Consider the following 25,256-nt stretch of genomic DNA (forward strand, 5'->3'; position numbering starts at 1 on the left):
TTTTCTCCTTATATTAAGCGGCTATGTCGGAATATTCTTTCATGCTTTTGATCTTATTGGCTATAATTACAATTAATCCTATTGCTAAAATTACACCAAATATAATAAGCACAATATTTCCATGAACAACCGCTGTTTCAGATGCCTCTTCCATTAAACCTATATCTAGCACTTGAGGTTCAGTAATACTTGTTCCCTTAAATATAGCATTACCTATTAAATTTACTAATGTCGCTGATATATATGCTATAGCCATTTGATATCCAACAGCAAAGGAAGTCATCTTCCAGCTTCCAAACTCTTTTTTCATTGCTCCTATAGCTGCAAAACAAGGTGCTGCAAATATAGTAAATATCATAAAGGAAAATGCTGTTACTTGTGTAAATACTATTGGAGTAGATTCTCCTATTGATACAAATGTTGCAACCACAACTTCTTTAGCTACTAATCCAGTAATAGATGCAACTGCTGGTACCCATGAATCTCCAAATCCTAATGGTATAAATATCCACTTTATAGATTCACCTATAGTTGCTAACATACTTTCATTAATCTTACCTTCACCTAAATAATTTAATGAAAAATCAAATGATTGCATAAACCATAATATTGTACATGCTACAAATATAATTGTTCCAGCCTTCTTAATAAATGATTTTGCTTTTTCCCACATATGAATTACTATGCCTTTAGCACTTGGAAGTTTATAATTTGGTAACTCCATAACAAATGGTGCTGGATCGCCCTTAAACATTCTAGTTCTTTTTAAAATAATTCCTGATAAAATAACTGATAAAATTGCTATTAAATAAATAGATGGTCCAACCCATGAATACCCTCTAAACATCATTGCTATAAACATTGCAAAAACTGGTAACTTTGCTCCACATGGAATAAATGGAGTTAACATGATAGTCATTTTTCTATCTTTCTCATTTTCTATAGTACGACTTGCCATTATTCCTGGAATAGAACATCCTGTTCCAATAAGCATTGGTATAAATGACTTTCCTGATAATCCAAACTTTCTAAATATCCTGTCCATTATAAAGGCTACTCTTGCCATATATCCACTATCTTCTAGTAATGATAAGAAAAGAAATAATATCATCAACTGAGGTACATAAGTAAATATAGCTCCTATACTGGCTATAATTCCCTTAGTAACTAAATTAACTGCCCATTCTGAAGCTTGCATATTTACAAGTATTCCTTCAACTCCACCTTCAGCCCATTCAAAAAACTTTTCAACCCATCCAATAGTTGTTTCCCCTACTGTAGTTATTGAAATATAATAAATTACCCATAAAATTGCAAAAAATATTGGCAGTGCTATCCACTTATTTGTAAGTATTTTATCTAATTTATCTGAATATGATATAGCTTCTTTATTTTTCTTATAACACTTCTTTATAATTTTATTTATATTATTATATCTTTCATTTGTAATTATGCTCTCACTATCATCATCTAATATATCTTCATATTTAGCTATTATATTTTCAATACTTTCTAGTTCTTCTTTTCCTAAAGATAATTTTTCTATTGCCTTAGAATCTCTTTCAAAAACCTTTATAAGATTCCATCTAAAAGTATTGCTTTCTAATATACTTTTATCCATAAAAACAGAAATTTCATCTAAAGCACTTTCTATATCATTTGTAAATCTATGAATTATCTTATTTTCTTCCTTGCTTTTAGTCAAATCAACAGCAGCTGAAATAAGATTTTTTATTCCATTACCTTTTAAAGCTGATGTTTCAACTACCTTACAACCAAGAAGCTTTGAAAGTTTTTCTGTATCTAATTTATCATTATTCTTATTTACAATATCTATCATATTTAAAGCTACAATTGTTGGAATACCAAGTTCTAATACTTGTGTAGTTAAAAATAAGTTTCTCTCTAAATTTGAAGCATCTACTATATTTATAACTACATCTGGTTTTTCCTCTAATAGATAATCCCTTGTTATAACTTCTTCTAATGTATAAGGTGAAAGAGAATAAATACCTGGTAAATCCATAATAATAGTCGAACTATTCCCTTTTAACTTTCCTTCCTTTTTTTCAACAGTAACTCCTGGCCAATTCCCCACATGTTGATAAGAGCCTGTTAACTCATTAAACATTGTTGTTTTACCACAATTAGGATTACCTACTAATGCTATTTTCATATTCATTTTAATCCCCCTACTTTTATTAATTTCATACTAGACTATATTTAAATTAATCAACCATTATCTTCTCTGCATCTACTTTTCTAAGTGAAAGATCATATCCTCTTACAGTTATTTCAATTGGATCACCTAAAGGTGCAAACCTTTTAACAAATATAGTTGTCCCTTTTGTTATCCCCATATCCATTAACCTTCTTTTAATTGCACCTTCTCCACTTAATTTAATAACCTTTACAGTCTCTCCTAAATTAGTTGAACTTAATGTTTTCAAAATATCTCCTCCTTATAAATTAATAATTAAATCTACACTAAAATTCTATTTGCCATAACTTTATCTAAAGCAATTCTTGTTTCTTTAATATTTAGTATTAAGTTTCCATTAAACTCTGAAATAACTTTAACTTTTTCTCCAATAACAAATCCTAAACTTTCTAAAAATCTTTTAGTCTCATCTTTTCCATTAATTTTCTTTATATATAATTCCTCTCCTGTTTTAGCCATTGATAGTGGCATAACATTTACCTCCTTTTAGTTAGCATAAGCTAACTAATTATCAAAAAAATCAGTTAGCAATCGCTAACCCAATAACAGTATATGGCAATTGATAAAGATTGTCAATACCATTTGGTATCTTAGTTTTATTTTGCCAGTATTATATATTACCACATATTGTTATTTATCTATTGATTATTCTATAAAAATACATTATATAGTATAATATCAGTTATATTATTTTATTTACAAGGCAGGTGTGTTTATGAAGCTTCAAGAATCAGGTGAAAATTATTTAGAAACAATATTAATTTTAGAAAAGAAAAACGGCATGGTACGTTCTATAGATATAGCTAATACATTAGGTTTTTCAAAGCCAAGTGTTAGTAGAGCAATTAATATATTAAAATCACATAACTTTATTTCTGTTGATAATACTGGAATTATTAAATTAACCGATACCGGTAGATCTACTGCTGAAGAAATATATAAACGACATATGTTTATAACGAAATATCTTATGGCAACTCTTAATTTAGATGAAGAAACGGCTGAAAAAGATGCCTGTAAAATTGAGCATATATTAAGTGAAAAAACTTTTGAAAAAATTGTAGAATTGTTTAAAGATAGACTATAAGCTTTTAAATATTATTTATTTTATTTACATATAAATAATATCAACTATTAACTGAAAATTACTTTCATTTAGTTCTAATAAATGTTAATATATAAATATAATATTTTGTATTGTCTTAGATAATAATAAATAATTATCATTAAAATATACAAATATAAAGGAGGTAATAGATAATGAGTAAAATTTCCATAATAGGTGCTGGTTCAATAGGTGCTACTACAGCATTTGCATTAATGCAAAAAGGTGTAGCTAGGGAAATAGTGCTTAATGATATAAATCAAGAAAAGGCTCTAGGAGAAGTTTTAGACTTAATGCAAGGTAGTTCCTTATGTAAGCCTTGTAATGTTTCTTTAGGTTCTTTAGAAGATACTGCTAATTCAGATATAATTATTATAACTGCAGGAGTAGGTCAAAAACCTGGTGAAACAAGACTTGATCTAATAGATAAAAATTATAATATTTTCAAAAGTTTTATTCCTACAATATCTAAATTAAGTCCAAATGCTATTCTTATTGTAGTATCAAATCCAGTTGATGTATTAACTTATATGACTTATAAGCTATCATCCTTCCCTATAAATAGAGTAATTGGATCTGGTACAGTATTAGATACTGCAAGACTTAGAAGCTTACTTGGAAAATATTTCGAAATTGATGGAAGAAATGTTCAAGGACATGTACTTGGTGAGCATGGTGATAGTGAATTTATTCCTTGGTCAACACTATCGATTGGAAATATTCCTGTAAAAGACTTCGCTAAGCAATATAATATTGAATGGGATAAAGAAATAGAGAATGTTTTAGCCCAAGACGTTAAAAATTCTGCTTATGAAGTTATTAACAGAAAAGGAGCTACTGCTTTTGCTGTTGCTGTTGCTATTGTAAGAATAGTTGAAGCTATATTAAGAGATGAAAAAACTATATTAACAGTTTCGACTTTACTTAATGATTATTTAGGGGTAAATGACACATATTTAAGTGTTCCTTCAATTATAGGTAAAAATGGTATTGAGAAAGTTTTAGATATAAATTTAACTGATGAAGAACATGAAAAGTTCTTATCATCAGCTAAATTAATGAGAGAGTATATTGAAAGAATAAATAATAAATAACTTTAGTTTAAAATGGATAGAGAATAGATAATTCATCTTTATATACTTCAGTTCTTGATTTACACTCTTATATTGATTACATGACTGCAGATTAATATGAATTATTAGCTAGAAGTGTAGCATAAAAAAATTGGGACAGTAGTTAGTTTTGTTTTTGCATAAAACCAACTACTGTCCCTAAACTTTATAGTTTCCTAAGTTAAATTTCCTACTACTAATCAACTTTTTGATGGTTAAATCTTAATTACCTTACTATAATAGTTTTAATAACTGGATTACTATTATAGGTATAAATAATAATAGATAGCTATATAGCCATATCTTTTTAAATTTTAAATTTTTTTCTGATTTATTATTGATACGATTTTTTCTATTTACACTAATAGATGATAGTATACATATAATATTGAGCCTGTGCTGAATACATAACTTCATATTCACTACTTTTATTTTTTATAAGTTCTTCATGGCTACCATATTGAACTATCTTACCTTTATTAAAAACAGCTATTTTATCACAGGACTTACAACTTGATAGTCTATGTGAAATATATATTGTAGTCTTTCCCCCTATAAGTTCATTGAATTTGCTATATATCTCATATTCTGAATGTGGATCTAAGGCCGCTGTTAGTTCATCTAATACAACTATTGGTGCATTTTTATATATAGCTCTAACAATTGCAAGTTTTTGAGACTGACCTCCTGAAAGTTCTACTCCATCCTTTTCAAAATTATCAGTTGTAGTAATTATACTAAGTACTCTAGTTAATTATCTCTAACCTCCCTTGATAAAAACCCTAATTTTTCTACCGTTAGAATTACAATTCTATTTTTATCTGCTCTATCTACTTTCCTTATCTTTGATATAGGATATTTTAATCCATTTTATACTATACCTATTTATTTATAATTATTTTCACTATATTAATCACTATTAATTATTCTATTTAAATTCCATCTATTTTTTCAATAATTATTATTGAAATATTTAAAAAATTATGTATAATATAGTTATATGAGAAATATTGTCAATAGATATATATTATCATATAACTATATTTAATAATTAGGAGTGATAAAATGAAAAAAAAATTAATAATTTCACTAATTTCAATTAGCTTAATTAGTTCATTTTCTGGACAAGTTGTTTTTGCCAATACCGATTCCGTAATTCCACATCCAACTACTCCAATATCTGATAATCATATTAGTACAACAACAACTGTCACTAAAGATCCAAATGGATCAGCTTCTACTATTGATACAGTTTATAATAAGAGAGTTACAACCTATTCCTCCACAGATACAATAAGTAAGGATGGTATAACTTCTACCGTGGATGCTACATTTATACATGATAAAAATTCAGCGGAAATGACAACCATACTAAACTTAAAAGGCTTTATTCCAAGTAATCTTACATACAATTTATTTAATACTGAATATAAAGAACTAACTTATCTTCTTTGGCCATATAAATATCAAGTGCACGCTTCAACTTCAACACCAAAAGTTAAAATTGCTGAAACTTTTCCTAAAAATACTATAGATACTTCTGAAGTTAATAGCTCAATCTCATATTCATTAGGTGGTGGAATAGAAGTTAGTAAAGAAGGTTCTAAATCTAATATCAATGGTTCTGTTGCATATTCAAAATCTATCTCCTATTCTCAACCAGAATATAAAACTGTACAATCAATAAATACAAATAATAATGTTAAATGGGATATAACCTTTAATCAAAATAAAGAGGGTTATTCTGTGCATGATTATAATACTTTATATGGTAATCAACTATTTATGGTATCAAGATATAATACCGCAAAGGCAAACAATAATTTAACTTCTAAAGATCAATTATCCTCATTAATGTCAGGGGGATTTTCTCCTAACATGGGATTAGTGCTGACAGCACCTAATGGTACTAAAAAATCAACTGTAAAAATTTCACTTGGTAGAGAATCACTGTTATATCAACTATATTGGAATGCACAATGGAGAGGAAGAAATTTAGATGAAGAGGCCTGGAATAAAGAGTACTTTAATAAACATAAAAATCATATAGATGTCTGGAGTAACCAAAAAGAATTTATATTTGAAATAGACTGGGAAAATAACACAATTAGAGAAAAAAATTAATATAAAAATTATTATTTAAAATGGTCTCTATGAATAGTAAAAGCTTCTATTGCTACTAGGAGATGTATAACTATAAGAGATATTAATACTGGTGAAAGATGGGCTAAAATAATATAAAAAAGAAATTGTTGCACTAACTAATTAATGCAACAACTTCTTTTTTATTCAGGATGAGAGGGACAGTAGATAGATTTGTGTAAAAACAAATCTATCTACTGTTTTTTTGAATGAATAGTTGGTTTTCATTTTTCTATATATTTCTATATAAATTCTAAATTGCTATTTAAAAATTCTGCAATACAATTAAATAATGTTGTTTTACCTGCTCCATTTACTCCAAGTAAACAATATATTTTCCCTTTTTTTCTATTTTAAAGGTAACATCATCAAGAATTTTTTTTACCATCATAACTATAATTTAAATTATTTATTTCTAATACACTTTATCTTTAGTAAGAGAATGTATTATAAGTACCAAATTCTCACTAAATCTATCCTCCTTTCATTTTATACATTTTTTATTGTCTAATAAGTAGTTACTTCGTTTTAGATTAAAATTGTGTAGTAATAAAATGACTTTTTGTATTATTTTTTCTCCTCAACATATAATAAATTAGCTTCACAATGTGGACATAATATTTCATCAACATTGTTTTTTGCATCAAACCTCATTGGCAATCGCTTTTTACAGAAAGGACATCGCCAAAATATTACTGACTATAAGTGTTAAGATAGGAATGTAAATAAATGATCATTTAATAATGTAATAAAATAACTTTATAAAGTATAATTACCAAAGAGAAATCGGAGGTAATTATGATTATAAAAGTAAATGTTAATTCAGAAATTAAAGTTAATAGTTTAGTAGATCTTCATAAATTAAAAGTAATTATGGAGGTAAATAATTTGAAAGTTAATAAAAGTCAAATTGCAAGAGAACTTGGCGTGGATGCCCGTACCGTAGGCAAATATTTAAATGGATATGTTAAGCCATCAACTCGAAATCGAAAATCACCAATTGATGATTTTAAGCCTATTATACAATCTCTTTTGAATGAAGAGTCAATTCAAGTATTCTATTATAAGCGTGTTCTATGGCAATATCTTAAAGATAACCATGGCTTAGACTGTGCACAATCTTCTTTTAGAAGATACATATCTAATAATATTGAGTTTAATGACTATTTTAAACGTAGAAAAAAAGGCTACATATCTAATAAATCTACTATGAGATTTGAAACGGATAAGGGACAACAAGCACAATTAGATTGGAAAGAAAATATTGATTTTGTTTTAAGCAACGGTGAAGTTATTAACATAAATATATTTGTTTTAATACTGTCATATTCAAGGTTTAGAATTTATAGATTATCATTAGAAAAAACACAAGATATATTATTTTCATTTTTAAATGAATCATTTGAAGCCTTTGGCGGCGTTCCTAAAGAGTTATTAACAGATAATATGAAAACTGTTATGGATCACCCAAGAACAACTTATCAAAGCGGAAAGGTAAATAATAAATTTCAACAGTTTGCAGATGATTATGGTTTTAAAGTACGTCCCTGCATAGCAGGTAGACCGAATACAAAAGCTAAAGTAGAAGCACCAATGAAATTACTAGATGAGATTAGAGCTTATAATGGTACTCTCAACTTTGATGAATTACATGAATTGATTTCAAAACTTAATAACAGAATTAATGGGACATGCCATACTTCAACTGGAAAAATTCCTGTTCTACACTTAGAAAAAGAAAAAGATTTCTTATTTGCGCTTCCAACATAACAAATAAGAAATCAATACAACATCATAACTACAAGTGTTAAGGTTAATAGCCAAAGTATGATTTCTTATAAATCAAACCAATATTCTGTACCACCAGAATATATAGGCAAAAAACTTAAACTGCAAGTATATGACAATCAACTACATTTGTATTATAGCACAAATTTAGTTACTATCCATGAAATTAAAAATCAAAAATTAAATTATCATAATAATCATTACTTACAGATTAGTTCTTTAACATTAAAAAATTCTAAATATGAAATGAATGAAATAGCTAAAAATAATTTAAAAGTGATAGGAGAAATATATGGTAACTAATAGTGCGTATATGCAATTAATTAATAATTTAGAGTATTTAAAATTAAAGCAAATGGTTAATCATTTAGATGAAGTTATTGATTTTTCAACAAAAAACAATTTATCATTTGTTGATACTCTTATAAAACTTACATCTCATGAAATAGATTGTAAAGAAGCAAATATGATTAGATCAATGGTTAAAGTAGGGGCATTTCCCCACACTAAAGAACTTAAAGACTTTGATTTTAATTTTCAACCATGTATAAATAAAGATCAAATATTAGATTTTGCATCATTACGCTTCTTACAAGCAAAAGAGAATATTGTATTTTTAGGAACAAGTGGAGTTGGAAAGACTCACCTGTCCACTTCTATAGGTATCGCTGCCGCGAAGCGAAGATGTAGCACATATTTTATTAAATGTAATGATTTATTACAGCAATTAAAAAGAGCTAATTTAGAAAATAGGCTTGATTCAAGGCTTAAGCATTTTAGTAAATACAAGCTTTTGATTATAGACGAATTAGGATACTTACCTATAGATAAAGAAGATTCAAAACTATTTTTTCAACTTATAGATATGCGTTATGAAAAGAAAAGTACTATTATAACTACTAATATAAATTTTAATGCTTGGGATGAAATATTTTGTGATCCTATAATAGCTAATGCTATTTTAGATAGGGTACTTCACCATGCTCACGTAGTTTCTATTACTGGAAATTCTTATAGATTAAAAGATCATTTTAATTTTGAGGAGAACTAAAAACAACACTCTTAAATGATCAAAAACTTACAGCATTAACTTGACATTTATACTGACATTATAACATAAATAATCAACGAAACTGCCCCAATAATTGCTAATATATCGCTACTTAAAAGAGTGCCTATAATAGAAATAATTATAGAAGCAAACAAAAATATCAAAGAAATTCTTCTAAACATTAACACATCTCTTTTTTTACTTATAATAATCGCCACCATTTTTATATAGTTTTACTGTTTCATAATTTATTACTATTGCCACTTACTTCAACTTTTTAATTTATCTAATTGCTCCCTTAATCTTTTATTTTCATCTTTAAGTTCTTCCATTTTAACTAACTGAATAATTAAGTTTTACTTATCTTCTTTAAGTTTCTTAATTTCTTCATATTGGTAATGCTCTCTATTTAAGAAATCCCAATATAATTTTAGATCTCTTCCATTAGCCTTCATAGTATTAAATGCTCTATCTTTTTGTCTAAGATATTTCAAGTAATGATATATAGGCTTAACTAATTTCATATTGCTGTCAAGTAAGACAACAATATCGTTATCTTTGTATCTTATTGTGTGTAATTCCACCTCCTTTGTTCCTCCATACTTGTTTTCTATTTCTAATAAGTATATACCACTACTATATAAATCCTTTACTGCTATTTCTAATGGTAATATATTCTTACTAATATCTATTCTAAGTACGGTACTTACTCTCTTTTAACTCTTTCCTATCTATACTATAATCACTAAAGATAACATTTATTCTCTCCTTATTTATAAATAAATTAAACAAATATAAAACTATTAAATTTGCTAATAGCACTAGTTATCCATATATAAATTAAATTATTTCTGTGTGAAAATATAAATTTATTAATGTCCTTAAAGTAATACTTATCAAAATAAAATTTAATATTTTATTTATCATTTTATTGCTATTAAACTTATTTGTAGATTTTATTAGCCAAAGTCCACTTATTTCTTTTAAAAATAAAAGTTGGAGCATTAATATAAAATAAATTAAAGCTAAATAGGTGTTTTAATAAATAATTAAACTCGAAATAATAATAATACAAAAAACAGATAAGACTTTAGGAAGCAAAATTGCTGACAATACTTTTGTTTTAACTTTAATTATTCCATTCATTGTAACTCTAATATTGTAATTTTTCAAAACTTTATAATCCGTATCTATATTTATATTCTTTTCAAAACTCACCTTTCCAAGAAAATAGCTAATTAAGGTTTGAACTATAGTAAGACTTAATGATATCTTAATGCTAATAATAGATATCTCTATACTATTAATGTTATCTGCAAAGAAAAAAAATAATATAAGGTAAATACTAATTATAGAGATTATAAATATTATCAGAATAATCATAATTTGAAAAAAGTTTATATCTATTTTATTCAAAATCAAGTCCTCTTTTTTCAAATATCTTTCTAAACTTTCTAAATACCATATAGGTGTAATAGCTGATTGATAAATAACTAAACTAGTAATATAAGAAAGTAATAAAGTTTATTAATTTATTTACTATATTTAATAAATATCTATACAAAATAGATATTATAACATTTAAAAATATAATTGAAATTATAAATGCTAACGAACATATATAAAAAATATAAATAGGATTTATAAAAATATCTTTAAATATTAGTATTGATAATGTTATTACAGGTAAATATGTTTTTATAAAAATCATTAATACCCTTAATATTATATAAACATTAAACTTTTTAGGAACAAACTTTACTATTACATCCCCTTGCAAAAAATATAATGTTTTTTTCTGAATATATATATGGATAATACTGCTGTATAGCAAATTGAAAACAATTATATTAGTGACTGCACCAAACAAGTTATATTGAACTCTTATTAAAACTTTATCTGAAACTATAATAACTACAATAGTAGATAAAATATAACTACGAATAGATTTAATGATGAAATTCGTAAAAAATTGTTTTTTATTAAAATTTTGTTTAAAAAAATAATTTTAATACTAAAAGAGTAAATGATGATTTTAAGCATTTGTAATCTGTTAAAATTATAGTTTTTTCTTTACTATAAATAAACTTATAAAGAAAATGTAAAGCACCGTTGTATATATATCAATAAAAAGTGATATAAAATTATGTTAATTTTATAAATTCAATTTTTTTAAATTGAGCAATTTAAATATAATTAAGTTAATCCTTTTTATTTAAATATAATATTGAGCCTGTGCTGAATACATAACTTCATATTCACTACCTTTATTTTTTATAAGTTCTTCATTGCTACCATATTGAACTATCTTACCTTTATTAAAAACAGCTATTTTATCACAGAACTTACAACTTGATAGTCTATGTGAAATATATATTGTAGTCTTTCCTCCTATAAGTTCATTGAATTTGCTATATATCTCATATTCTGAATGTGGATCTAAGGCCGCTGTTGGTTCATCTAATACAACTATTGGTGCATTTTTATATATAGCTCTAGCAATTGCAAGTTTTTGAGACTGACCTCCTGAAAGTTCTACTCCATCCTTTTCAAATATTTTATATAGGAATGTATTGATTCCTTTATCTAATTTCTTTAAATCTTTATCAAAACCAGTTTTCTTTAAAACTTCAATTATTTCTTTATCTTCAATCTCATTTAATTTATCTATTGTTATATTTTCTTTAATTGAAAATGCCATAAGCTTAAAATCTTGAAATACTATTGATAAAATTTTCATATACTCTTTATAATCTATTTCATTTATATTAACTCCATTTAATAATATTTCTCCTTTAGTTGGCGAATATAATCTAGTTAAAAGTTTTATAAAGGTTGTTTTCCCAGCTCCATTTAGTCCTACAACAGATAGTTTTTCACCATTATTTATTTTAATAGATACTTCACTTAAAGTATAATCCTTTGCTCTTGGATATTTAAACCATACATTTTTAAATTCTATATTATATTCTTTATTTTTATCTAATTTTTTCATTCCTGTTTTATTAGATACTTCTATACTTTCAAACTCAATATAAGCTTCAAGATATCTACACATTTGTCTTAGTTCTACATAATTATTGAAAATTTCTGATATAGAGTTACTAAAGTTAATCGCTGCATTTGTATATAATGTAAAGTCTCCTATACTTATACTATTTACTAACAACTTATAAGCTATATATCCATATACAACTACCATTTGAATTTGTAAATTTACTTGATTAATTCCGTCATAAATACTAAGTCTTTTAAACATCTTACCAAATATATCTATACTATTTTTATTAAACTTTTTTATCTTATCAATAATAAGTGATGCTATACTATATAATCTAATATCCTTCCCTAAAGAAAAATCAGTTGTAGTTTGCAAATAATACATAAAGTATCTATTTATAGGTATAAGCTTATTGTTAAATTTATATTGTAGATTTTGTGATTTTTTATATATTAACATGTTTAATATTACTATTAAAGTAATAGCAATTATAATAAAAACATTTAGAGTTACTATAACTCCTATTAACCCTATAATAGTTAATATTTGAGTTAAAATATTCATTATTCCACTTATCATTCTAGTAAGTGCTAATTGATTATGAATAGGGAATAATGCTCTTTCTTTAAGATTTAATATTTCTGGATCTTCTATTTTCTCAAAATCCATATCCATTATTTTCTTCCCAATTAACAAATCAAATCCAGCTAAAATTTCTTCATTTCTAATTGCTGTAGACTTATCAAACCATTTATTTATAATGGATAGAATAGCATTTCCAACTATAGTAATTAAAATTAGCACAACAAATTTCTCTACTCTTTGTGATCCCATAAGTTCATCTATTATAAATTTTGGCATTATAATATTTATAAATGGAACTACTGCTTTAAATATAGAGGCCAGGACTAAAAATGGAATATATGTTTTTGAAACTTTATTAGTTATTTTAATAAAATGAACTAAAATAGAGAAATCACTTTTTTTAATATTATTTTCTTCCATTATACTGTATCCTCCTTATAATATTGTGCTTGTACATTAAACATCTCACTATAGCTTCCACCCTTATTTAAAAGTTCTTCATGCGTTCCATATTCCTTTATTTGCCCATTTTCAAAAAATGCTATAGCATCACAAAAACGGGTACTTGCTAACCTATGAGAAATATATATCGCTGTCTTATTTCCTATAAGTTTATTAAAATCCTTATAAATATTATATTCAGCTACAGGATCTAGTGCTGCTGTTGGTTCATCTAATATAATTATTGGTCCATTTTTATATAATGCTCTTGCTAATGCTATCCTTTGATTTTCTCCTCCTGAAAATTCTACGCCCTCATCATCTAATATTTTTAGAATATTTGTATCTATACCTTTTTCAAGTGAATTTATTTTTTCACTCATTGTCGCTCTTTCTATACACTCAATAACCTTTTCCCTATTAATTAAATCACTTTTATCTAAAGCAATATTTTCAGCTACTGAAAATGCAAACATTTTAATTTCCTGAAATACAACTGAAAATAATTTATAGTAATTTTCTCTATTAAAGTATTTTATATTTACTCCATTTAATAAAATTTCTCCTTCTGTAGGCTCATAAAGTCTTGTTATAAGCTTTACTAAAGTAGTTTTTCCTGCTCCATTTATCCCTACTATAGCTAATTTCTCACCAGACTTTATTTTAAAAGATAAATTCTTGTATATATATTTTTCACTTCCTGGATATTTAAATGAGACATTATTAAATTCTATTTCATATTTTTTAGTTTTTTTAATATCCACTAACTTTTCCTTATTTGACTCATTACTTATATCTAAAAAGTCTCTAAAATCATTTATATACATATTTTGAGCTTTTATATGTGCAATATCATCAAGGATAGTTTTCATCCAATTAGCAAAACCACCTATTGTTACAAAATACATGGTAAAGTCCCCTATTCCCATACCACTATAAATTACACTATAAATTAAATAAGCATATACAATTCCTTCTCTAAATAAAAGAAGTACAGTTTCAACTATTCCTACAATAAATTCTTTATCTTTTATTTTTTTAGATATATTGACTCTCTCTTTTTTATAATTCTTAAACTTATCTTCAAGTATTTTTTTAAATCCATATACTCTAATGTCTTTTCCATAAGAAAAATCATACATGGTTTTATAAATATAATCTGATTTTCTATCATACTCAGCTATACTATCTTTTTTGCTATATTCATATTCTTTAACTTTTAAAGTTAAAAAGTATACAATTAAAACGTTAACAACTAAATATAAAAGTATTAATGGATTTAAGGTTACTACAATAGCTATATAACCTATAAAAGCTACTACTTTACCTAAAATCCCAAATAATCTATGATATGTTCCCTCTATTCCACTATCATTATTATTAACTGCATTAATGGCAGATTCTATATTGTTTAAAATTATTGGATCTTCTGTATTTTTAAAATCCATAACCATACACTTTTCAGAAAGCATAGTTATATAATTAAATCTAATATTAATTAGTTTAGGAAAATATGCCCCCTTTAAATGTGCTGCTGAATAATTAACTATTGCTGATATTATAAAAAATACTATAAGTATAATTATTAAAATATTAATTCGTTTTTCTCCAGTAAGCTCATCTAATAAAAACTTTGGAAGTAATATTCCTATAAATGGAGTTAATGACGTAAATATTGTAAATAGCCCTAATTGCAAGAATACACTCTTATCCCATTTCCAAGCATTGCTTATTAAAAACTTTAAATTCGTTAGTGTACTTCTATTCTTCTTTTTGTTATTATCCTCACTCATAATTAATCCCTTCCCCTATTATTATTTATAAAAAACTCTTTACTTATATTAATCCCAATATTAAACTTTCCTTTGTTAATTATATCATTAACAAATTGTTTACTTTATCTATCGTAACTACTTCCCATAAATTTTTCACTTTTTCTAATAAATGTTCACTTTCCTATTTTATGTTTATATTATAAAAAAGACTATATTGCAATGATTAAAAAAATCTTACAATATAGTCTTTATTACTTTTAAACTTTAAATTTACTTTGTATCATCATTAGATGTCTTAAATTTCGCAACTAGCTCATTAAGTCTATCAGAAAGCCCTGATAATTCATTAGCAGTTTCTCCTATTTCTTCCATAGTAACTGTATGTTCTTCTGCTGATGCTGATACTTCCTCTGTAGCTGATGCAGTATCTTCTGCTATATCTGATGTAGTTTTCATTTCCTTTACAGTACTTTGAGCTTTATCAATCATATTTTCTGTTGCTGATGAAACATCCTGTACAACAGAGAATATATTTCTAATAGCTTTTTCTATATCTTCAAAATGGTTTCCTGCTTCTAAAGCAACCTTCATACCATCAGTAATTTCCTTTGAACCTTCGTCCATACTTTCTGTTATATTTGAAATTTGCTTTTGTATTCCATTAATTAATGTAGATATTTGATTAGCTGCACCTGATGATTGTTCTGCAAGTTTTCTAACTTCATCTGCAACAACAGCGAATCCACGACCTTGTTCTCCAGCACGTGCTGCTTCAATAGCTGCATTTAAAGCTAATAAATTAGTTTGATCAGCTATACTAGTTATAACTTCGATAATTTTACCAATTTCAGAAGATTTATTAAGTAATATTCTACTTTCTTCTAAATTCTTTTCATTATTTTCAACAATAACCCTCATGCTATATACTGCTTTATCAACAGCTTTAAATGCAACTGCACTTATATTATGTGATTCTTCTGCAGTTTCAAGCATGTAATTACACTTACTAGTAACAGCTTTACTTGCTTCTTGCATCTCTACTGTTTTTTCAACAGCTAAAGCTACTTGTTCTGCTTGTTGAGTTGTATTTTCTGCTACGTGTTGAATTGTTTTAGCAACTTCTTCTGTAGCTTTACTAGATTCATCACAAGATCTAGCTAGTCCCTTTGATAAAGTATTAACTTTATTAGACTCTTGATTAATATCAGTTAATAATCCTCTTAATGCCTTAACAGTATTATTAAATGCTTTTGCTAAATTTCCAATTTCATCTTCTGAATTAACCTCTACAGCACCTGTTAAATCACCAGTAGATACTGTATCTGCAAAATTACTAAGCTTAGTTAATGGTTTAACAAGATAACTTGATGCGAAGTATATAGTTGCTGTTACTATTAATGAAATTGCTGAAGCTATTGCTAACATAATAGCTAACATTTTATTAGACTCATCAAATAATTCACTTTCATAAACTACATTAACTACAGTCCAATTTGTTATTGGAGCTTTTGAATAAAAAGCTATTTTCTTTTCTTTACCTGTACCAAAACGGAATACTCCTTGATTATTCTTTTCTATAAGCCCTCCAAGTTCAGTAAGTTCAGAATCATTAACAGTAGTAATCTTTTCTTTCATTGCCCAATTCTCATCTGGATGAACTATAAATGTTCCATCATCTGAAATTAGCATACCGTATCCCTTTTGTCCATACTTTATATTCCTAGCTATTTCTTGAATAGCCTCAATTTTTAAACTTGCAGCTGCTCCTGCTATAGTTTTTCCTGATTCATTTTTTAACCATGCAAGCATTAATACCATATTTGAGTGATAAGCTTCTGAATATGATGGTTTTAATATAACATCATATGGAACACCACCATTAGCTGCAAATCTTTCTAAAGTTTCTGCTGCTCCTGCTTTAGCCCATGGAGAAGTACTTGAAGCTCCCTTTTGAACATTATAATAACGTGCTTTTAACTTACCTGCATTATCTTGATTTCCCCATTCATTTTGTTCTAAAGGATTTACAATGTGTAAAGCCGCATATTGATCTGGATATGTATTTTTAATAAAATTCCAACGTGCTAAATTAAGTTCATCTATAAGTGCTATAGATTCACTATTTCCATCGAAATTTAAGCTTGGATTTTTTTCTAAAACACGTTTTACCATAGGACTATTAACAGTTTCTTGAACTTCTGCAAGCTTACCCGTTAACCAAGTATTAATATGGTTAGTAGCTTCTGAAGTTCTTGTTGACATGGCTTGTGTTAATTCTTTTTCAATTATATTATTGAAACTAAAATATGCTATTCCAGTTAATGATAATAATCCAACTATAACTAATGGTAAAATTACTACCATTAATTTAGATTTAAAAGATATTTTCATTTTGTCACCCCTTAATTCGTTACTACAATATTATTTTATTTTGTCGTGAGTTATATCTTTTGAAAATCTCCATCAGTAAGCCATATATGCTTTAACTCATGTTCATTTCTATCAAAGTTCTTTCTGCATCTTATTCTCTTAGCTGGTACTCCAGCTACTAAAGAATTTTCTTCTACATTTTTATCTACTAACGAACAAGCACCTACTATAGATTGTTTTCCAATTATTACTCCAGGTAAAATTGTTGAATTTGAATATACCTTAGAATAATCTTCTAAAATCACAGGATTATAACCTCTTATTGAATGATCATGTTCTAAATGAGAATGTGTAAATATTGTTACACCTTCAGTAACAACTACTGAATTCCCAAGTTTCAATCCACCTTTGGAATCTATAAATATTCCTCTATTTAAGAATACATCATCACCTATTTCAATATTATCTGGTACATTAAAACGTACATTTTCTTCAACTATAAGATTTCTACCACAAGACTTAAATAATTTTTTTGCTAATATTCTTCTAAAAGGAATTGAAAAATTAGCTATAAGACACATTGGTGACTTATCTAAAACATCCCATAAAAAATGTAAATATCTTTTTTCTTTTGAAAATGATATCTCTTTATTTTTAGGCAAATAATCCCCATATAACTTAGCTTCCTCTAAAATTTCTATGGGAAAAGGACATTTTAATATTTCTAGAATCTCTCTTACTCCATCCTCAGTTATTCCTCTGTTTATTATTTCTTCTACTTCATTCAATAAATTATTTATTCTGCTCATCTATTATTGCGATTATTAAAATCGTAAAAAAATAACCTTTTCCTCCCTTCATTACAATTTATTACTCCTTACGATTTTTATTTTTACTGCCTCTTTATAATTGCTATCTCTAATGGAATACTAAACTATACATTATCTAGAGCTCAAAAGTATTTTACATAAGAAAAAATTAAGTATATATCCCTTTTTATATACTTACTAAATAAATAATTTCATACTAAATCTTTACTTTTACCTCTGAAAATTTCAGAGAAATAAAAAAATGCCTAAATAATATAGACACCAAAATTTTAAAAAATATAGACTTATATCTATAACTATACTTTGGCAGCCTGACAATCATAAAAAATAAAATTTTCCTTAGACTCATAGCTTTGCGACCCTATCTTTCGATAAGTGTGCTATTTAACATTATAGGTTTTGTTCATACTATAGTATTATTACATGAAATTTGTCAACTTTCAACATATTTTTGCAGGTTTTACCAAATAAATTGGTAATTAAACCTAAATAATTCATCTTTTTAATAATTTATATTTAATTTATAATTAAACTTTTATATTTCATTCTTTTGAAAAACATCTTTAGTTTTAAAATCACAATTAAGCTATCCTTAATTTACCCACTTCTATAACTTTCTAATGAATAGAAAAAGCTAGGATAAATCCCAATGCCATTTCGTTAACAAAATGACATTAAGGTTATTCCTAGCATTTTTTCTCTATCTTAATATATTGTAACTTGATCTTCTTTATTAAATACATGTATCTTATTTTGATCAAATCCAAATTCTATAACGTCTCCAATTCTATAACCTTCTCCAGATCTTGACTTAATTATAAAATTAGCTCCATCTTTCTTAATATGGATATAAGTTTCTGCCCCTAGATTTTCCATTATATCAACTTCACCTTTAAATCTAGTAACTCCTGAAGCTTCTAATGCTTCTTTTCCATGAATAATGTTTTCAGGTCTTATACCAACTAAAGTTTCTATTTTTTCTGCATTCTTTTCTTTTAATATCTTAACCTTATCTTCTGGTATTTCTAGCAATTCTCCAAATACCTTTAGATAATTCTTATTATCCTTAATTAAAGTTTCTCCATATGTCATATTCATTTGAGGACTTCCTATAAATCCTGCAACAAATAGATTTGCTGGATGATTATATATCTCAGTCGGTGAAGCTACTTGTTGTATAACCCCATCTTTCATTACTACTATTCTTGTTCCTAAAGTCATAGCTTCTGTTTGGTCATGAGTTACATATATAAATGTTGTATTTAATTTATTATATAACTTAGAAATTTCTATTCTCATTTGTACTCTTAATTTAGCATCAAGGTTTGATAAAGGTTCATCCATTAAGAATACTTTAGGATTTCTTACTATAGCTCTTCCCATAGCAACTCTTTGTCTTTGACCACCTGATAAAGCCTTTGGCTTTCTGTCTAAAAGATGTTCTATATCAAGTACCTTAGCTGCTTCTCTAACTTTTTCATCTATTTCTTGTTTAGGCATTTTTCTTAATTTTAATCCAAATGCCATATTATCATAAACTGTCATATGTGGATATAATGCATAGTTTTGGAATACCATTGCTATATCTCTATCTTTAGGTGCAGTATCATTTACTAACTTATTATCTATATATAATTCTCCACCTGTTATTTCTTCTAGTCCAGCTATCATTCTTAAAGTTGTTGATTTACCACATCCTGATGGTCCAACAAAAACTATAAACTCCTTGTCCTCAATATCTAAATTAAAATCTGTAACTGCTTTAAAACCATTTTCATATGATTTTTGTATATGTTTTAATACTACTCCTGCCATTTTTTATTCTCCTTTTGTATTTTATATATTACTGAATGCTAATGGATTAATTCTTCTCATCATCATCATTAATTTTTCATCCATAGCTAATTGAAATCCTACTAATCCTGAAGATGTTTTTGTATAAATTACTTGCTGCTTTAAATTTATTCCATCTAAACAAGCCTTAACAACTTTAGTATTTTCTTTTCTTTTAGATCTTCCATCTCTTACATCTGTTATACTTTTAACATCTACAGTTGCTACTGTTTTTCTCTTTTTCATATCTAATATTTTAACTATTACAAGTTCATCATTAGTTAATTCATATTCAAACTCTACAAAAACATTTCTACAAACTATTATTATAATTCCATATATAACTAGAAATATTACTGCCATTATTAATCTAAATAAAACCGCATTAAGCCCTGCTATAATTAAAACTCCAATAGCTACACTATTTAATATACTTTGAATTTTACCATAATTCTTAGTTTGAAATTGCTCGTAAAAACATTCCATTTAATCACCTCTTGCTTACTCAAATATCGTTTACACCCACTGTATAATTTAATTATATAAGTCTCATTTAAAATTTCAAATACAATTCAGGATATTAATTATTTTTCTTAACTTATGACAAATAATTAATAATAAAATCTACATTTTCTACAAATAAATTTATATTGTTTTATAAAATATTAAAATGCTCCCTCTATAGTTACAGTTTTATTATTTTAACTGTCTACCATAAAGAGAGCATATCAAAATTTTATGATATTCTTTTATTTAAATATTTTTTATTCTATTAGTATTTATTATTTTACTTTTATTACTGATAACCTATGAAGAGCTCTAGTACACATTATATATTTTACTAAATCATCTGTTTCATCATCAAAATCAACAACTATAACTCCATCAAATTCAAGCCCCTTTGCATAATAAGATGGTACTAATACTTTTCCACCTCTATATATTATATCTTCCTTGTCAAAAGATAATATTTTAGTAAACTTTTTAAGTTCTGGAGCTATTAATCTAAGTTCTGCTTTTCCTTTAGTTATTACTGCAATATTTTCATATTTTTCATCTTGATAGTCTTCTAAAAGATTTAGTATTGTATCAATTAATCCTTCATTATCTTCCTTAGGTACTACTGTTTCTAATACATCAAATTCACCTTTTCTTACAAATGGAACTATTGCATTTTCATTTAGTAGTTTACTTGAATACTCCATTATTTGATGTGTTGATCTATAACTTTTATTCAGTTCATATAATTTAACAAAACCACCAAATAGCTCTTTCATTTTAAGCATGGCAGGTATTTCCTCTGCTTTAACTAATCTTTGATTAGAATCTCCAACTATAGTATAACTTCTACATCCTGTTAACTCTTTTAAAACTATAAATTGCAGCATATTATAATCTTGAGCTTCATCTATAACTATATGCTTTATTTCTCCATCTACTTTTTTACCATCTAATTTAATCATTAAATATAATATAGCTGGCAAATCTAAATATGAAAGAAGTTCTACATTTGCTACATTCTTATATATATTAACTATACTTTCATTTTCTATCCATTCATCAATGGCAGCTCTAGAGTTCATAACTTCTCTAACAATATCTCTTATATCATTTTTTCTTTGGAATTCTATATTATTTTCTTCTATTAATAACTCTTCACTAGTTAACGAAGCTAGTTTTTCTTTTGTTTTTAGGTTTATTTCTCTAACTTTTTCATCTCTTTTATCTTTTATTTTAGAAACTAATATTCTCTTTATTTTTTGACTTCTTCTAAATAAAGGCATGTATTTATAATGCTTATTAAATAACTCATCTATTTCTTCTAAAGATACTATTTCTTCCTTGCAGAATATTACTGGTTTTGCTTTAAAATAGCCTTCTTCAAACTCTTGAACTTTAGTATCTAAAAATTCTAAGAAAGCTTTTGATGATTTATATTTTATTTCATCTATAATAACATCGTTACCCTTAAGAACTTCTTCTAAATATGCAGTTATATCTATAACTTGTTCATTAAGACCAATTTCTTTATAAGCAAAGCTTAAGAAGGTTTCATTTTTAACTGCTGTCTCTCCTAGAGTAGGTAATACCTCTGATATATAATCCATAAATATATCATTAGGTCCAAGTATTAAAACCTTATCTGTCAATTGCTCTCTAAAGTTATATAAAAGATATGCAATTCTATGAAGTGCTATTGTTGTTTTACCTGACCCTGCAACTCCATTAACAACTAATACTTTATTTCTTTCTGCTCTTATTATTTCATCTTGCTCTTTTTGTATAGTCATTACTATATCTTTAAGCTTTTCACCAGCATTAGATGAAAGCACAAGTTGAAGAATTTCATCTTGTATATTTACATCGGAATCAAAGAAACCTTCAAGTTTTGCTTTTTTTACTATCAGTTGTCTTCTTTCTAATATATCTACTGGAATTTCTCCATTAGGTGTTTTATAACTAGTTTTTCCTAGCATTCCTTTATAAAATAATGATGAAACTGGAGCTCTCCAATCTACTATTACTGGTTCATACGTTCCTTCTGGTGTTAATCCATATCTTCCAATATAAAGATTTTCTGAATATCCATCATCTATAAACCCTATTTTTCCAAAATAAGGAGACTCCTTAAGCTTTGTAAACTCTGATAATTTTCTATCTATTACTCTATAGGATTCTTCCTTTACATATCTTTCATGATCAAAATACTCTATTAATTTATCTTCATCATCCTTATATTCCTCTATGAATTTCTTTCTATAATCAAGTATATAATCTACTATTCCTTTTCTTTTTTCAACATAATTTAAAATTTCGTCATTTAAAATCTTCAATGTATTTTCTAGGTTTTGTTCTTCTTTTAATAGTTCAATTCTATCCAAGCTTACACTCCCCTTTTCTTTTATAATATATTAATTGTAATTTTTTATTATATCAAAATATTAATATTAAGTCTATTATTTTTATTAAAACTCTAAGAAAGAGTGATGCAACTATTTATGCCTCACTCTTCCTATAATTATATATCTTTTATAATTCTTTATTTTCAGTATTATCATTAGAAGTATTAGCTTCTTCTAATTCAATAATATTATCTTCAGTTTTTATTTCTTCAATTTTAGGTTTTACTTCCTTCTTTTTCTTGCCTTTAGTAGCTCTTAATTCTGGATGTTTTTCAAAAACAAATTCCATAAATTCTTCACCAAATATAGTCTCTTTTTCTAATAAATATTCTGATATTTTATCTAATAATTCTCTATTATCATTTAAAAGTCTTCTTGCCTTTTCATGGCAATTTCTTATAATTGATAATATTTCCTCATCTACTAATGTAGAGGTTTGTTCACTACATTCCCTTACAGCCCTACCATCTAAATATCTATTTTTAACTGACTCTAAAGCCATCATATCAAACTTATCAGTCATACCATAAACCGTAACCATACTTCTTGCTGTTTGAGTTGCTCTTTCAATATCATTAGATGCTCCTGTTGAAACTAATTTAAATACCTCTTCTTCAGCAGCTCTACCACCTAGCATTACTGTTATTTGATTTATAAGTTCTTCCCTAGATACTAAATATTTTTCTTCCTCTGGTAACTGCATTGTATATCCTAATGCTCCCATAGTTCTTGGAACTATTGTTATTTTATGAACTGGGTCAGTACCTTCTAAAAGAGCTGCAACAAGTGCATGCCCAACTTCATGGAAAGCAACTATTCTCTTTTCTAAAGGTGATAATATTCTATCTTTCTTCTCTTTACCAGCTATTATAACTTCAACAGCTTCTCTTAAATCTTCTTGAAGCACCATATCTCTACCATGTTTAACAGCTCTTAAGGCCGCTTCATTAATTATATTTGCAAGGTCTGCTCCCACTGCACCTGGAGTTCCCTTTGCTGTTTCTTCTAAATCAACATCCTCACCTAATTTTACTCCTTTGGAGTGAACTTTTAATATATCTACTCTTCCTTTTAAATCTGGTCTATCTACTATAACTCTTCTATCAAATCTACCTGGTCTTAGAAGTGCCTTATCTAATATTTCTGGTCTATTTGTAGCTGCTAAAATTACTATAGCCTTTGTAGAGTCAAAGCCATCCATTTGAGTTAATAATTGATTTAAGGTTTGCTCTCTTTCATCATTAGTTTGAATTTGAGAATCTCTACTTTTACCAATTGAATCAACTTCATCTATGAAAATAATACAAGGTGAATTTTTTTCTGCTTCTTGGAATAAATCTCTTACTTTAGCAGCTCCCATTCCTGCAAACATCTCAACGAAGTTTGATCCTGAAATGGATAAAAACGGAACCTTAGCCTCACCTGCAACAGCTTTTGCAAGTAATGTTTTTCCTGTTCCTGGAGGTCCTACTAAAAGAGCTCCCTTAGGAAGTTTAGCTCCTATATCTATATATTTTTCATTATGATTTAAGTAATCTATTATTTCTTTTAATGATTCCTTTGCCTCATCCTGACCTGCAACATCATCAAATGTAATGCTTATATCATTTTCTTTGTAAACCTTAGCATTGCTTTTTCCTAACCCCATCATTGGACCACCGCCAATTTTTCCTCCTATTTTACTCATTACAAATTTAAATAGGAAGAATATCATAACAAATGGTAACAACCAAGTTATAATAAATTCTGTTATAAAATTATTTTCTACTGGTGCTGCTTTAAAGTTAACTCCAGCTTCATTTAATGTATCAACTAATTTAGGATCTTTTACATTCCCTGTATATAATATTTTACCCTTTATTTTTTTATCGCTATTTTCTTTAGGGGTTATTTGTATTTCATTTTGGCCTATAACAACACTTTCAACTTCTCCAGCTTTAATCATTGTTAAGAACTCATTATAGTTTAACTCCTTTGTAGTCATCATACTTTTAGTAGATGTAAAAGCATATATAACTAAAAATGTTATAACAGCATACCAAATCATAAAATTTCTTTTTTTTGCATTATTGTCTTCAGTATTTTTACCCATCATCTTC

At 26.7% G+C, this 25,256-nt stretch carries 17 protein-coding genes, 2 pseudogenes and 1 riboswitch; of the genes and pseudogenes, 5 read left to right on the plus strand and 14 right to left on the minus strand.

All coding sequences use genetic code 11. The features are described 5' to 3' along the window. Positions 1-13: 13 nt before the first annotated feature. Genes feoB through ACYQ1T_RS04165 form a run of 3 tightly spaced genes read right to left on the minus strand, consistent with a single transcriptional unit; the run spans position 14 to position 2,692 of the window. Positions 14-2,182 carry a ferrous iron transport protein B gene (feoB, locus tag ACYQ1T_RS04155; RefSeq protein ID WP_459832140.1) on the minus strand — a complete coding sequence of 723 codons (2,169 nt, stop codon included), beginning with the start codon at positions 2,180-2,182 and terminating at the stop codon, positions 14-16. Positions 2,183-2,228: 46 nt separating this feature from the next. After that, positions 2,229-2,450 carry a FeoA family protein gene (locus tag ACYQ1T_RS04160; protein ID WP_459832142.1) on the minus strand — a complete coding sequence of 74 codons (222 nt, stop codon included), beginning with the start codon at positions 2,448-2,450 and terminating at the stop codon, positions 2,229-2,231. 32 nt (positions 2,451-2,482) lie between these two features. After that, positions 2,483-2,692, minus strand: coding sequence for a FeoA family protein (locus ACYQ1T_RS04165; protein ID WP_459832144.1), 210 nt, complete (start codon positions 2,690-2,692; stop codon positions 2,483-2,485). 244 nt (positions 2,693-2,936) lie between these two features. On the opposite strand from ACYQ1T_RS04165, the gene ACYQ1T_RS04170 reads away from it, so the two are divergent. Both ACYQ1T_RS04170 and ACYQ1T_RS04175 read left to right on the plus strand, forming a co-directional pair. Then, the gene (locus ACYQ1T_RS04170; RefSeq protein ID WP_459832146.1) at positions 2,937-3,308 is read left to right on the plus strand and encodes a metal-dependent transcriptional regulator; all 372 of its coding nucleotides are present in this window, start codon (positions 2,937-2,939) and stop codon (positions 3,306-3,308) included. 173 nt (positions 3,309-3,481) lie between these two features. Further along, positions 3,482-4,420 carry an L-lactate dehydrogenase gene (locus ACYQ1T_RS04175; protein WP_459832148.1) on the plus strand — a complete coding sequence of 313 codons (939 nt, stop codon included), beginning with the start codon at positions 3,482-3,484 and terminating at the stop codon, positions 4,418-4,420. A gap of 379 nt (positions 4,421-4,799) precedes the next feature. Here the strand turns inward: ACYQ1T_RS04175 and ACYQ1T_RS04180 are convergent. After that, positions 4,800-5,144, minus strand: a pseudogene (locus ACYQ1T_RS04180) (ATP-binding cassette domain-containing protein); the annotation flags it as partial. A 359-nt stretch (positions 5,145-5,503) separates the two neighbouring features. Between ACYQ1T_RS04180 and ACYQ1T_RS04185 the strand changes: the two are divergent. Beyond that, the gene (locus ACYQ1T_RS04185; protein WP_459832150.1) at positions 5,504-6,562 is read left to right on the plus strand and encodes a leukocidin family pore-forming toxin; all 1,059 of its coding nucleotides are present in this window, start codon (positions 5,504-5,506) and stop codon (positions 6,560-6,562) included. A 260-nt stretch (positions 6,563-6,822) separates the two neighbouring features. On the opposite strand, the gene ACYQ1T_RS04190 is transcribed toward ACYQ1T_RS04185, so the two are convergent. Beyond that, a complete protein-coding gene (locus ACYQ1T_RS04190; RefSeq protein WP_459836450.1) occupies positions 6,823-6,915 on the minus strand; it encodes an ATP-binding cassette domain-containing protein in 93 nt (30 codons plus the stop codon). 463 nt (positions 6,916-7,378) lie between these two features. Here ACYQ1T_RS04190 and istA point away from each other — a divergent pair. Together istA and istB are read left to right on the plus strand one after the other, a co-directional pair. Then, positions 7,379-8,667, plus strand: a pseudogene (gene istA, locus ACYQ1T_RS04195) (IS21 family transposase). Continuing rightward, positions 8,661-9,419, plus strand: a complete 759-nt coding sequence (istB, locus tag ACYQ1T_RS04200) for an IS21-like element helper ATPase IstB (RefSeq protein WP_459831189.1) — start codon at positions 8,661-8,663, stop codon at positions 9,417-9,419. Before istA ends, istB begins: the two are co-directional and overlap by 7 nt. 356 nt (positions 9,420-9,775) lie before the next feature. Here the strand turns inward: istB and ACYQ1T_RS04205 are convergent, their stop codons facing one another. The 9 genes from ACYQ1T_RS04205 to ftsH form a co-directional block, all read right to left on the minus strand. Next, positions 9,776-10,003: a hypothetical protein gene (locus ACYQ1T_RS04205; RefSeq protein WP_459832152.1), complete on the minus strand. Its 228-nt coding sequence runs from the start codon at positions 10,001-10,003 to the stop codon at positions 9,776-9,778. Between the two features lie 1,631 nt (positions 10,004-11,634). Next, positions 11,635-13,425 (minus strand): ABC transporter ATP-binding protein, encoded by a 1,791-nt coding sequence (locus ACYQ1T_RS04210; protein ID WP_459832154.1) that lies wholly within the window; start codon positions 13,423-13,425, stop codon positions 11,635-11,637. Continuing rightward, positions 13,425-15,239, minus strand: a complete 1,815-nt coding sequence (locus ACYQ1T_RS04215) for an ABC transporter ATP-binding protein (protein WP_459832156.1) — start codon at positions 15,237-15,239, stop codon at positions 13,425-13,427. The genes ACYQ1T_RS04210 and ACYQ1T_RS04215 overlap by 1 nt, the downstream gene beginning before the upstream one ends. Before the next feature lie 252 nt (positions 15,240-15,491). Then, positions 15,492-17,612, minus strand: coding sequence for a methyl-accepting chemotaxis protein (locus ACYQ1T_RS04220; protein WP_459832159.1), 2,121 nt, complete (start codon positions 17,610-17,612; stop codon positions 15,492-15,494). Positions 17,613-17,662: 50 nt separating this feature from the next. Next, positions 17,663-18,400, minus strand: a complete 738-nt coding sequence (locus tag ACYQ1T_RS04225; RefSeq protein WP_459832162.1) for an acyltransferase — start codon at positions 18,398-18,400, stop codon at positions 17,663-17,665. A 323-nt stretch (positions 18,401-18,723) separates the two neighbouring features. Further along, positions 18,724-18,813, minus strand: a riboswitch (cyclic di-GMP riboswitch). Positions 18,814-19,126: 313 nt separating this feature from the next. Further along, positions 19,127-20,236, minus strand: coding sequence for an ABC transporter ATP-binding protein (locus ACYQ1T_RS04230; protein ID WP_459832164.1), 1,110 nt, complete (start codon positions 20,234-20,236; stop codon positions 19,127-19,129). Positions 20,237-20,257: 21 nt separating this feature from the next. Continuing rightward, positions 20,258-20,740 (minus strand): DUF6106 family protein, encoded by a 483-nt coding sequence (locus ACYQ1T_RS04235; RefSeq protein WP_459832166.1) that lies wholly within the window; start codon positions 20,738-20,740, stop codon positions 20,258-20,260. Positions 20,741-21,036: 296 nt separating this feature from the next. Next, positions 21,037-23,136, minus strand: a complete 2,100-nt coding sequence (locus tag ACYQ1T_RS04240; RefSeq protein WP_459832168.1) for a HelD family protein — start codon at positions 23,134-23,136, stop codon at positions 21,037-21,039. A 148-nt stretch (positions 23,137-23,284) separates the two neighbouring features. Then, positions 23,285-25,249, minus strand: coding sequence for an ATP-dependent zinc metalloprotease FtsH (gene ftsH, locus ACYQ1T_RS04245; RefSeq protein WP_459836452.1), 1,965 nt, complete (start codon positions 25,247-25,249; stop codon positions 23,285-23,287). Between the last annotated feature and the right edge of the window lie 7 nt (positions 25,250-25,256).

Source organism: Clostridium carnis (assembly GCF_054657435.1).